Origin of the sequence: Rubellimicrobium mesophilum DSM 19309, assembly GCF_000600335.2 — a bacterium.
Classification (GTDB): Bacteria; Pseudomonadota; Alphaproteobacteria; order Rhodobacterales; family Rhodobacteraceae; genus Rubellimicrobium; species Rubellimicrobium mesophilum.
This window is the reverse complement of sequence record NZ_KK088635.1, coordinates 1-9,594: the sequence shown is the minus strand read 5'-3', so window position 1 is coordinate 9,594 and position 9,594 is coordinate 1. Positions and strand designations below refer to the sequence as shown.

General features: G+C 66.7%; 11 protein-coding genes, 1 tRNA gene and 2 pseudogenes. 3 read left to right on the top strand and 11 right to left on the bottom strand.

Annotated elements, in window-relative coordinates:
• Positions 1–469: pseudogene (locus RUMESO_RS24715) on the bottom strand (SPOR domain-containing protein); the annotation flags it as partial.
• A gap of 309 nt (positions 470–778) precedes the next feature.
• Between RUMESO_RS24715 and RUMESO_RS22605 the strand changes: the two are divergent.
• Positions 779–868, top strand: a tRNA-Ser gene (locus RUMESO_RS22605).
• 352 nt (positions 869–1,220) lie between these two features.
• On the opposite strand, the gene RUMESO_RS22600 is transcribed toward RUMESO_RS22605, so the two are convergent.
• The 4 genes from RUMESO_RS22600 to RUMESO_RS22585 form a co-directional block, all read right to left on the bottom strand.
• The gene (locus RUMESO_RS22600; protein ID WP_037284128.1) at positions 1,221–1,742 is read right to left on the bottom strand and encodes a hypothetical protein; all 522 of its coding nucleotides are present in this window, start codon (positions 1,740–1,742) and stop codon (positions 1,221–1,223) included.
• A gap of 322 nt (positions 1,743–2,064) precedes the next feature.
• On the bottom strand, positions 2,065–2,592 hold the full coding sequence (locus RUMESO_RS22595; protein ID WP_051521622.1) for an SRPBCC family protein: 528 nt from the start codon (positions 2,590–2,592) through the stop codon (positions 2,065–2,067).
• Complete coding sequence (locus tag RUMESO_RS22590; protein WP_245639392.1) at positions 2,576–2,998, bottom strand: ArsR/SmtB family transcription factor; 423 nt, start codon at positions 2,996–2,998, stop codon at positions 2,576–2,578. The genes RUMESO_RS22595 and RUMESO_RS22590 overlap by 17 nt, the downstream gene beginning before the upstream one ends.
• 484 nt (positions 2,999–3,482) lie before the next feature.
• Complete coding sequence (locus RUMESO_RS22585) at positions 3,483–4,196, bottom strand: DUF4386 family protein (protein ID WP_051521621.1); 714 nt, start codon at positions 4,194–4,196, stop codon at positions 3,483–3,485.
• Between the two features lie 110 nt (positions 4,197–4,306).
• Between RUMESO_RS22585 and RUMESO_RS22580 the strand changes: the two genes are divergently transcribed.
• Positions 4,307–4,897 (top strand): TetR/AcrR family transcriptional regulator, encoded by a 591-nt coding sequence (locus RUMESO_RS22580; protein ID WP_051521620.1) that lies wholly within the window; start codon positions 4,307–4,309, stop codon positions 4,895–4,897.
• A gap of 733 nt (positions 4,898–5,630) precedes the next feature.
• On the opposite strand, the gene RUMESO_RS22575 is transcribed toward RUMESO_RS22580, so the two are convergent.
• The 4 genes from RUMESO_RS22575 to RUMESO_RS22555 all read right to left on the bottom strand — a co-directional run bounded on the left by RUMESO_RS22575 (position 5,631) and on the right by RUMESO_RS22555 (position 7,883).
• Positions 5,631–5,888, bottom strand: coding sequence for a DUF1127 domain-containing protein (locus tag RUMESO_RS22575; protein ID WP_037284123.1), 258 nt, complete (start codon positions 5,886–5,888; stop codon positions 5,631–5,633).
• 238 nt (positions 5,889–6,126) lie between these two features.
• Complete coding sequence (locus RUMESO_RS22570; protein WP_037284120.1) at positions 6,127–6,456, bottom strand: DUF2147 domain-containing protein; 330 nt, start codon at positions 6,454–6,456, stop codon at positions 6,127–6,129.
• A gap of 305 nt (positions 6,457–6,761) precedes the next feature.
• Entirely contained in the window at positions 6,762–7,223 is a 462-nt protein-coding gene (locus tag RUMESO_RS22565) for a hypothetical protein (protein ID WP_037284117.1), read from the bottom strand.
• A gap of 372 nt (positions 7,224–7,595) precedes the next feature.
• Positions 7,596–7,883 (bottom strand): HU family DNA-binding protein, encoded by a 288-nt coding sequence (locus tag RUMESO_RS22555; protein ID WP_037284112.1) that lies wholly within the window; start codon positions 7,881–7,883, stop codon positions 7,596–7,598.
• A 286-nt stretch (positions 7,884–8,169) separates the two neighbouring features.
• Between RUMESO_RS22555 and RUMESO_RS22550 the strand changes: the two genes are divergently transcribed.
• Positions 8,170–8,772: a L,D-transpeptidase gene (locus RUMESO_RS22550; protein WP_037284107.1), complete on the top strand. Its 603-nt coding sequence runs from the start codon at positions 8,170–8,172 to the stop codon at positions 8,770–8,772.
• A 101-nt stretch (positions 8,773–8,873) separates the two neighbouring features.
• Here RUMESO_RS22550 and RUMESO_RS22545 read toward each other — a convergent pair whose 3' ends face one another.
• Both RUMESO_RS22545 and RUMESO_RS22540 read right to left on the bottom strand, forming a co-directional pair.
• Positions 8,874–9,389, bottom strand: a complete 516-nt coding sequence (locus tag RUMESO_RS22545) for a recombinase family protein (RefSeq protein ID WP_051521619.1) — start codon at positions 9,387–9,389, stop codon at positions 8,874–8,876.
• Positions 9,386–9,594, bottom strand: a pseudogene (locus RUMESO_RS22540) (IS5/IS1182 family transposase); the annotation flags it as partial. The pseudogene RUMESO_RS22540 and the gene RUMESO_RS22545, both read right to left, overlap by 4 nt.

Sequence of the window (9,594 nt, the reverse complement as noted above, 5' to 3'; positions counted from 1 at the left end):
CGGGCGGCGGGGCGGCGGGCGGCTCCTGCCGGCGCAGGGCGGTCACGTCCAGGTTGGCCGGCGCGCCGGCGAGCATCCCCAGCGCCTCGGCGGCGTCGGAGGAGACCTGGAGGGCCGGTCCGGGAAGGTCGCGCTCGCGCCGGAAGAGGGCACCGATGACCTGCTGCCCGGTGGCGGTGTTGACGATGCGGACCCGCTCCGGGTCCTGGACGTCGGGATGGGCGACCCAGATGCCGCCCAGCGAGGGACGGCCGTCCCAGAGGCCGGGCTCGGTGACGTGGAAGACGTCGGGCGCGGCGACGTCGGCGGGACCCTGGGGCGGAGCCTCCGCCGAGGAGGCGGGCGCGGCGGCGCCGTCGGTCCCGAGCCCCGCGCCCTCTTCGCAGCCTGCCAGCGCTAGGGCCGCCAGGAGCGCGAGGCCCCCCCGCGTCCATCCCGCCCAGGCCAGCCCGTCCGGTTTGCCCGTCATCTTCGTCCGCCCCCAACAGCCCCATGCTGGCCGGGACCGTTGGTCGACCCCTGACCCCGTGATCGTCCTGCGGGCGAGGCGATCCCTCCGGTCCCGCCCGGCCTCGCGGGCGCGACCATAGCGGCGGGCGTCGGCCTTGGAAAGGCGAGGGGACGGCGCCCGGCGGAAATCGCCGAAGCGTGATGCGTGGCGAAGCCGGCCGGACCGGGACCCGCGCGGGCAATGCTTCGCCTGGGCCACGGAACGATGCGATGCGGGGAGGGGACGGCTTCCAAAGGCGGGCCGGAGGCCTTAGGGCTGTGCCGGACCGGAGGAGTGGCGGAGCGGTCTATCGCAGCGGTCTTGAAAACCGCCGGGGGTGCAAGCCCCCCGTGGGTTCGAATCCCACCTCCTCCGCCACTTGTTTCGACAAGAGCCATGCAGCATTGGGCCGAGACGGCCTCGAGCGCAGGCAAGGTACCATTTAGGGTACCAGCTGGTTTTGCAAGGGCTGTGATCCATTCCCACGAATCGGCCTGATCCGCGAGTCGGGTCAGTGGTGATGAGGCGGCTTCACTAACTGGCTGGATCGCGCCGCGATGTGAGCGTGTTCATGTCGGGCTAGGGCGCCCAATCGAGAGCTTCCGGACTGAGGGCGGGACGCACGCCGCACCCGCAGAGAGCGGAGGTCAATCTCGGCGATGACGACAGCCTTATTGGCACGTCCTCGGAGACCGCAGGGCGCTAGCAGCGCCCCGCGGTGTGGAACGGCTTACGACTTGCCGTTCTTCAGAAGCGGCCGGACTTCGGCATCGTGGTACTCCTTGATCACCGCCTTAAGGCGCTCGGCCAGCGGTGCAGGCTTGAGGTTCGCCGCGCGCATGTCGCTGAACGTGGCGATCAGGAGCTTGCCGAGCGCCATCACGAGCTGGCGGTGGTCCTTGTGGGTCTTGAGGGTGATGACCAGGAGACCCTTGGCCTTCTCCTCTGCCGCCCGTGCCCGCGCCTTGAGACGGCTCTTCTTCTTGGCCGCGATAGACTTGCGGCCGAGCTCGATGAGCTCCGCCTTGGTGTAGCGCTCGCCCTCGTCCTCGTCGGGCGCAGAGCCCTTCAGCGAAGCATGCCCGCTCGCCCGGTCCGCTGACCCCAGAGGGGCAATGGTCGCATTGCTGGCGCCATCGCCCTTGGGCTCAGTCTCCGACGGCGCGGAGTTGTCGCTCTTGCCCACCGGTTCAGGGGCGTCGTTCACCAGTTCGCTGAGCCGCTCGGGGTCGTTATTATTCGTCTCGTCCATAGTCGTTCACCATAGGTGCCGTGACAGGCTCCCGCCCTATCGCGGGTCGTCCTTCACGCAACGCCCGACATCATATTCCCCCTGCATTGCGTTTGGTGAGCGGTGAGCAGGCGGGTTCAACAAACCTGTGGACGGCGGCCGGGCCATCTCGCCTAAGCCGACCTCGACAGCAGTCTGGCGACGAGTGGCGGCGAGGTCCTGGTGGCACCGTCGCCATTGAGACATGGTTCGGCTCGACGACCTCCTCTCCGAGCACCGATCCGGCCAAGGCGGCCGCGGTGCTCGTGAGCGCGGCCGTCATCAGGGGTTCACCACTGCCTAGTCACAACGGACCCGCGCTCGCGCTCGGGCTGATGAGAAGCTCGTCCAATTGCCCGAACTGCTCGTCGAAGCAGCTGGTCGCGCCCGAGGCCATGGCCTCGTCGAGAGCCTCCTTCGAGGGGTAAAGGTCGCGCAGGACGAGCCGCGTCGTGCCGTTCGTCTCCTCGAAGGTCACCGTGGTCACGGCGCCCTCGTCCTCCCCTTCGTCATTGGTCCAGACCAGCCGCGAGTGCGGGGTCACCTCGAGGTACTTGCCGAAGAAGGTCCAGGTGCTTGCGGCATCCCGCCCGAACTCGAGGCGGTACTTGCCGCCCGTCCGGACGTCCATCTCGCAGGACAGCAGGGGCATGCCGCTCGACTTCGGCGCCCACCACCGCATGAACAGCTCGGGTCGGGTCCAGGCCTCAAAGACGAGGCGGGCCGGGGCATCGAAGCTCCGTCGCACGACCAGCTCGCGCTCGGAGGCCCGCTCCACATGGGTGCGGCCCCTCGTCAAAGGAGTCCCAGTCTCATCAGGTCTTGCGTCCATCGTTCCTCTCCTTTTGCTTCAGTTCCTCGACCACCTTGTCCAGCTCGTCGAAACGGGCGTCCCAAAGCTGACGGTACCGCTCGATCCAGGCCGCCTCGTCCTCCAGCCGGCGCGCGCCCAGCCGACAGGTCCGCACGCGGCCGACCTTCTGCGTGCTGACGAGCCCCGCTTCCTCCAGGACGCTGACGTGCTTCTTCATGCCCGTAAGCGTCATGTGGAACGTCCGGGCCAGATCCGTGATCGACGCGTCGGCCCGTCCCAGCTGCTCCAGGATGCCGCGCCGGGTCGCGTCCGACAGCGCGGCAAAGGAGGCGTCGAGGGCGGGCTCGAATAGTGAACCATATAGTTCAGTATAGGGGCAGATTGCCTGAGCGCAAGGGCGCTGAATGCCGAGGTGCGAAGTCAACGCTCGCTAGCCGGTCGGCCCTGACTCCGCCGACAGAATCCGCCCGGACACTGTTGGCGAAGTCAGGTCGAGGTCCTGAGTGCAGGCAAGAGAGTGGTGTGAGTGGGGGACAGCGGTCAATTGGCGACTTCCAGAGCAGCACCTTCAACGCTTGATCACTACCCGGCCCCGACTTCGCCAACAGGATCCGACCGTTCACGGACAGGCTCGGAGAGGGTGAGCGGACCTCGTCTGCCACTCCTCCTTTCTGTTCGAGAACCGCGTCAGGGAATTAACCGTCCGGCAAAGGGTAAGCACCATGGTCGAAGCTAGACAGGCTGGTATGAGTGTGCGGCGTCGGCCGAGGCGGCCCGCTAGAAGCAGCGGCGGGGCTATAGTCTCGTGTCTGGATCCCTGGCCGGAAGCTGGGGTCATCCTCAGCACCGGCAGGAATAGACAAGTAAAGGTTCAGGAGCGTTAGCGCTCCATCCTACGCGATCGTGGCTCACGCCGTCAGGGTGTCGCCCGCCAGTCGGGGCAGCCGATAAACCCCACGGATCATGTGAAGCCCCGCCCAGAGCAGCCAGACGGTCAGCAGCAGGTAGCCCGCGATGGCGCCGAGGCTGAAGACCGCGCCGTCCGCGCCCAAGGCAAGCGCCACGCCTTCGATCGCACCCCAGGCGATGGCAGCGGCTGTGAGCCCGCCCTGGGCTGCCAACGCCCGCAGGCCCTCGGCCGCGTGCAGCACCGCCATGGTGCCCAGGAAAGTGGCCGTCAGCAGCATGCCGAGGTGCTCGCCGATGGCCACGCCGGCATAGGCATGAAGCATCGCGAAGAGCTGCGCTCCCTCAGGGTCGGCCGCCAGCACCGGCACTACCATGACCCAGCGCAGCAGGCCTATAGCCTGCGTGAGCCCGGCGAGCGCGCCCAGAACTGCGGCGGCCACGGCCAGAGCCGTTTGGGTCCGTACCCGCCCTCCACCCAGGGCGAGGCCGAGGCTCACCGGGATGAACAGCATGGCGGCCAGTGCGAAGGCGTACCAGGTCAGCACCAGCGGCGCGCCTCCTTCGGTGAAGGCCGCGAGGATGCGCTCGGGCGCCTCGCGCAGGATGCCGGGGTAGTCGAAGCGGCTGGCGAGCACGGCGTAGGGCACGTTGAAGCCCAAGGCGAGCAGGATCGATCCCGCGCCGATGGCGCGAGCGGAGGCATTCGAGGTCATCGGGGCTGTCCTTCAGGTCGGGGTTGGCATTGTCACTGAACGGTGACATACGGGATATCGGATCTTCCGTCAATGCAAAATGTCACCGATCAGGGACAAAAGGAGCCGCCATGACCCGCGACCGCAACGCCACCGAGGAGCGGCTGATCGAGGCGGGGTTCCAGACCCTGGCCGAGGGCGGCTTCGCGGGCTTCGGGATCAACGGCGTGGCGCGGGCCGCCGGCTGCGACAAGAAGCTGATCTACCGCTACTTCGGCGACCTCGACGGGCTTCTCGAGGCCATGGGCGAGCGGGTGGCCCGCGACCTCGGCGCCGCCCTCGCGCCGGCGCTCGAGCCCCGGCCCGCCACCTACGCCGAGATGATCGAGCGGCTTGCCTTCGCGCTCCTCGACCACCAGTCGGCCGACCGGCGCTTCCGGCAGCTCCGGGCGGTGGAACTCATGAGCGCTGCGCCGGCGGGCGCAAGGTTCCAGGCGGCGCGCGGGCGGGTCATGCAGGCGTGGATGCGCGAGGCGCGAGGCGACCTCGTTCCGCCCGAGGGCGTAGATGCGGCCGCGCTCAACGCTGTCCTCATCGCCGCCGTGGAAGGCCTTGCCTTATCAGGGGCAACCGGGCTCGGCTCAGATGCCGGACCCCGCACAAGGGCGGCGCTGCTGCAACTCATGCGCTGCGGGTATGCCCAAGCCCCTGTGACGGACTGACCCATCGATGGCCGTGCGGCTATGAAGCCGGCGGATGCAGGGTGCCACGGCTACGATCGCGCCCGGGAACAGCCGGCAGCAGATCTGTGGTGCGCAGCGCAGTCTCGCCGACCGGGTCAATAAGAGAGGCTCTCAAGTTCTGCCTCGCGGCTCTGTCCTAGCCAACCGCCCGCGTCCGCACGAGACACCAGATCGGGTCACGAACGGCCGGACACTGTTGGCGAAGTCAGGGCGCGGTTGTGAGTGCCGTGACGAGCGTGGCGTGAGTGGGCGCCAGCAGCCATCCGGCGAGTTCCAGAGCCGCACATCAACGCTCGATAGCCACCCGGCTCCGACTTCGCCAACAGTGTCCGGCCCGTTTCTGTCCCGCCTGAGTTGGTTCAGCAACTACAAAGGCCTGTCATGGACAGAACCCTGGCCCAAAACCGCGGAGGTTTTGGGAGAGTTCTGTCCACGATCCTGGGCTATGCACGCGCGTTGGCAGGCGATCGAACCTGGACAGCCAGCGCGACACGCTGACGGAGGGCGGGGCAGGGCGCCTCTCGACACCGTTCGGTCCAAGGCATGATCGCTGAAACAGCAATCATCGATGCATGAGCATGACGCGCTCGTGCTCATGCCGATCCCCGGAGCAGGCTTTCTCCTCTTCTGCCATTCAGAGCGATGGAGGAGCCCGGAGCCAATCACCAGTTGACCCGGTGCTCCCGAGCGGGGGATCGGCCAAGCAAGCCGGTCAGTACCCGGCCGTGCGGATCAGGGGCCACTGAACCGCCGCGGAACCCCGGACAACATCGTCGATCTGATCTCTGTGAAGGCCGATGTCCTTCAGCATGTGATCATCCATGCCATTCAGGCGGGTCCAATCACCATGCCTTTGCTGAGCGTTCAGAGCCCAGCGGACCGCACGGAGGCCAAGGCCCGTCAACCAGCCGCGCGAGGAGGCGTTTGGCTGGGAGGCAGGCACGTAGGCGGCAAGATTGATGCTCGTCATGATGATAGGTCCTTTCAATAGTTGAGTTCGGGATCCTGCGTTCTGGCATCGACCCGAGGAAATGTGAGGTGAGAAATGACCTGGAAGTCTGCTTTTTTGGCGGGCCACGATCTAATCTGAAAACAAGCCAAGACCTAAGCTGGACCTTTTGCAATCCGTCTCCGGATTGGAAAAGGCTGGATGGAGGTGCCGGATCACCCCGGCACCTCCCGTGTCTGGCACGTGATTGAGCCGGCGCTCAGCCGTTGAAGCGAACCTCCTGCGTGGCCACCACTTGGCCGCCGACTTCGAGCACGGCCATGGCGTCCTGCTTCGGGTTGTCGATCAGCGGCACCCGGACGTCCGAGTTGGACCCGGCATGGACGGCCTCCGAGCCGATCAGTGCGCCCATCTTGCCCGCGTCAAGCGCGTAGATGTGGACGAAGCCGGCGCCATCGGCGGTGACGGGACCCAGCTCGACGATGCTGTCGTCATCTTGGACCTGAGGCAGGCTGAAGGTGCTGTCAGCCGCGGCGAAGGTCGTGGACCCGACCAGCGCGGCCAGGGTCAGGGCAAGGAACTTGTGCATTTAGGTTCTCTCTATGGGATCAGTATGGTTGGACGGCCGCCTAAAATCGGCGGTGACGCATTGATGCGCTTTTGACGACGTCGCAACTAGTGGGGAAAACCACACCCTGAGGATAATTAATTTCCTTATATGAATATATTGCGCTGGTGCTGCCAGTGATCCAAGGCCTGCGGGAGGCCTTTTAGGTTCCACGCCGACCAGCCGCATAGTCGTTCGGTGAACCCGGGAAACCTTGGACACCTGTGGCGAGCCGTGTTTGCCTAGCTCAGGTGCCAAGCGGATCAATCGCTTGCGCACGGCTGCCCTCAGAGGTGGCCATCGAACAGATCTCCCAAAGCACGGAGCCGGAATACCTTGCTCCAGCGCCGCCGGCGGTGCTCCTTGCCGTCGTGGAGCATGTGGCACCTCTGGCAGAGCGCGGCGAGGTTGCGGGCCCGGTTGTTGCCGGGATCGTGGTCCAGATGCGCGCTGGCCAGGACCACGCGCGTGACGGCGAGACGCGGGGCAGGGGGGATGCCGGTCAGGCCGGGCTGACCTTCCTCGATCGCCTCGGGTGGGGGCAGCTTGCGCACCCGCCGGCCACGGCCATCGCGCCACGTGCCCCGCTCGGCGTCCCACCAAGTGCCGTCGCCCAAGTGCGTGACGTCCTGCCCGTGCGGGCGGCCGCAGTGCTCGCACCGTCCTTTGGCTCGGACGAAGCGGATGACCTGCGAGAGCTCGCGCCAGTCGATGGGGTAGAACCAGCGGTGCTCGGGGGCGATCGGCATGACCGGAGTCTGAGTTACATCTTGCCGGCATGAAAGACCGAAGTGGCTCGGTCGGGTGGTGTCGAGGGCTCCGCCTGTTCCGGAAACCTCTCGATCGGCCCCAGTCCGACGGCCCGGAGAAGGTCGTTGGTGGTCCGCAGGTAATCGTCGCGGCTCTGCTCGTATTCCAGGCCCCAGAGCAGCTGGCAGACGGGACGACGACGCCTGTAGCCGTCCCGTCCGGGATGACGGGTGCGGCAGGCCATCCCGAACGCGCCACCCGTCATCCCCGTCCAGGCACAACACGATCGAGGTGGGCCAGAAGGCCCCTGCAGAGCGTCTCCCCTCGTCTCCCGCCTCGGGGACGAGGAGAGCGCCTGCCCTTCAGAGGGCTCAGGCGTTGATGCTATCCTTGAGCGCTTTGGCGACGGTGATCTTCACCACCTTATCGGCCTCCTTCTTGACCTGCTCGCCGGTGGAGGGGTTGCGGGCCATGCGCTCGGGCCGTTCGCGGCAGTAGATCTTGCCCACCCCGGGCAGGGTCACCGCACCACCCTCCGCGACCGTGCTGGTGATGATCCCGGTCAGGGCATCGAGCATGGCCCCGGCCTGCTTCTTGTCGCCCCCCGTACGCTCGGCGAGGGCGGCGACGAGCTGTGCCTTGGTCATCTGGTTAGCCATGGGTCTCTCCTGGTGTGCAGCCTCTGGGGCCATCGGAGCCCCATGCTCCACTGCCGCTTGCCCGGCCTGTCCAGAGGAACCTAGGTTTCCTCAGGAAAGCGGCTGATCGATGCGCCGCAAATGAAACACTGGTGCCTCATCTTGGCCCTGCGCTGATGACGCGAGGGCATCGGCTGGACAGGCCTTGGTCCACCAGGACGTGCGGCTTGAGATTAGCCCTTGAGCTCACCCGCTTTGGGCCGTAGCTCACCCACACGAGCACAAGCAGAAACGAGGACCGGGCACCATGGTCGAGGGCAAGGATATCAGCCGCAGAGCGCTTCTGGGCGCGGGAGCAGCCCTGTTGAGCACCGGCCTCGCTGCTCCGGCCTTCGCACAGCAGGCCAACTCCACCGAGATGGAACCCGACCTCTCGGCCTCGACCCGCCACAACATCTCCGCGTTTCGGACGCTTCACTGGCAGGACTACTTCGAGAGCACCCGGGGCGGCGTGATTGTCTGCGACACCCAGTCCCGCGCCCTCCACTACTGGAGCGAGGACCAGTCCACCTACCGCCTCTATCCTACCTCGGTGCCCGCCACCGAGGAACTGACCCGGCTGGGCCGGACCGAGGTGATCGACAAGGTCGTGAACCCCTCCTGGCGCCCGACCGCGTCCATGCGCCAGCGCAACCCCGACTGGCCCGAGTTCGTTGCGGGCGGCGACCCGATGAACCCGCTCGGGCCCTTCGCCCTATACCTGAGCTGGCCCGCCTACCGCATCCACGGCACCCACGACACCCGCAAGATCGGCCGCCGCTCCTCCAACGGCTGCATCGGCCTCTACAACGAGCATATCGAGGAGCTCTTTGCGATGGCTCAGGTGGGCACTCAGGTGATGCTGATCTGAAGGCTGGAAGCGTGGCCTCCCAAGACGCTTGAACAGCAAGACGCGGGCCAGCGCATTGTAGAGGTCGAAGTCCAAGAAGTAAGGGCTGGGCCCCTTCGCCCTCAGGCGCAGAGCCGCGAGATCGTGGAGTGGTGGACGGCGTAGCTCTTGGCGATCGCCGTGATGGTCTCGCCCGCCTCTCTGCGGCTCTTGGCCTCCTGCTGCTGGTGGGGCGTGAGCTTGTAAGCGCGCCCGAGCTTTCTTCCGGCGGCTGTGGCGCGAGCACGGCTTTCTCCGGTGCGCGCCCGGATCAACTCCCGTTCGAACTCCGCGAGGCCCCCCAGCACCGTCAGCATGAGCCGGCCATGCGGCGTGGTGGTGTCGGCCCAGCTGTCCGCGAGCGAACGGAAGGCCGCGCCCTTCTCAGCCACGGTGCCCAGGATGTTCAGAAGGTCCCGCGTGGAGCGTGCGAGCCGGTCGAGGCGGGTGACCAAGAGCACGTCCTCGGGCTCAAGCCGGTCGAGGAGCCTCTTGAGCTGCACCCGTTCCTGCTTGGCCCCGCTGACCTTCTCCTGGAACACGGCGTTGTTGCATAACTCGGTCTGAGGCCGAGCTTGGCCCTTTCCCCTTCGGTTCAGACGGCGCGCACGATCTCCGCCCTGCCCAGGGCTGAAAAGCGGTTCATCAGGGCGATGCGGGTGTGGATCTCGGCGGCTTGGCGGTCGGGGTCGCGTGAGGCGATGCGGTCCCCAAAGGCTTTGAGGCGGAGCATCTGGGCTTCGATCCGACTTCGGGCGTGATAGCCCGTCAGCCGTTTCCAGAAGGCCCGGCCGAAGTGCCTGG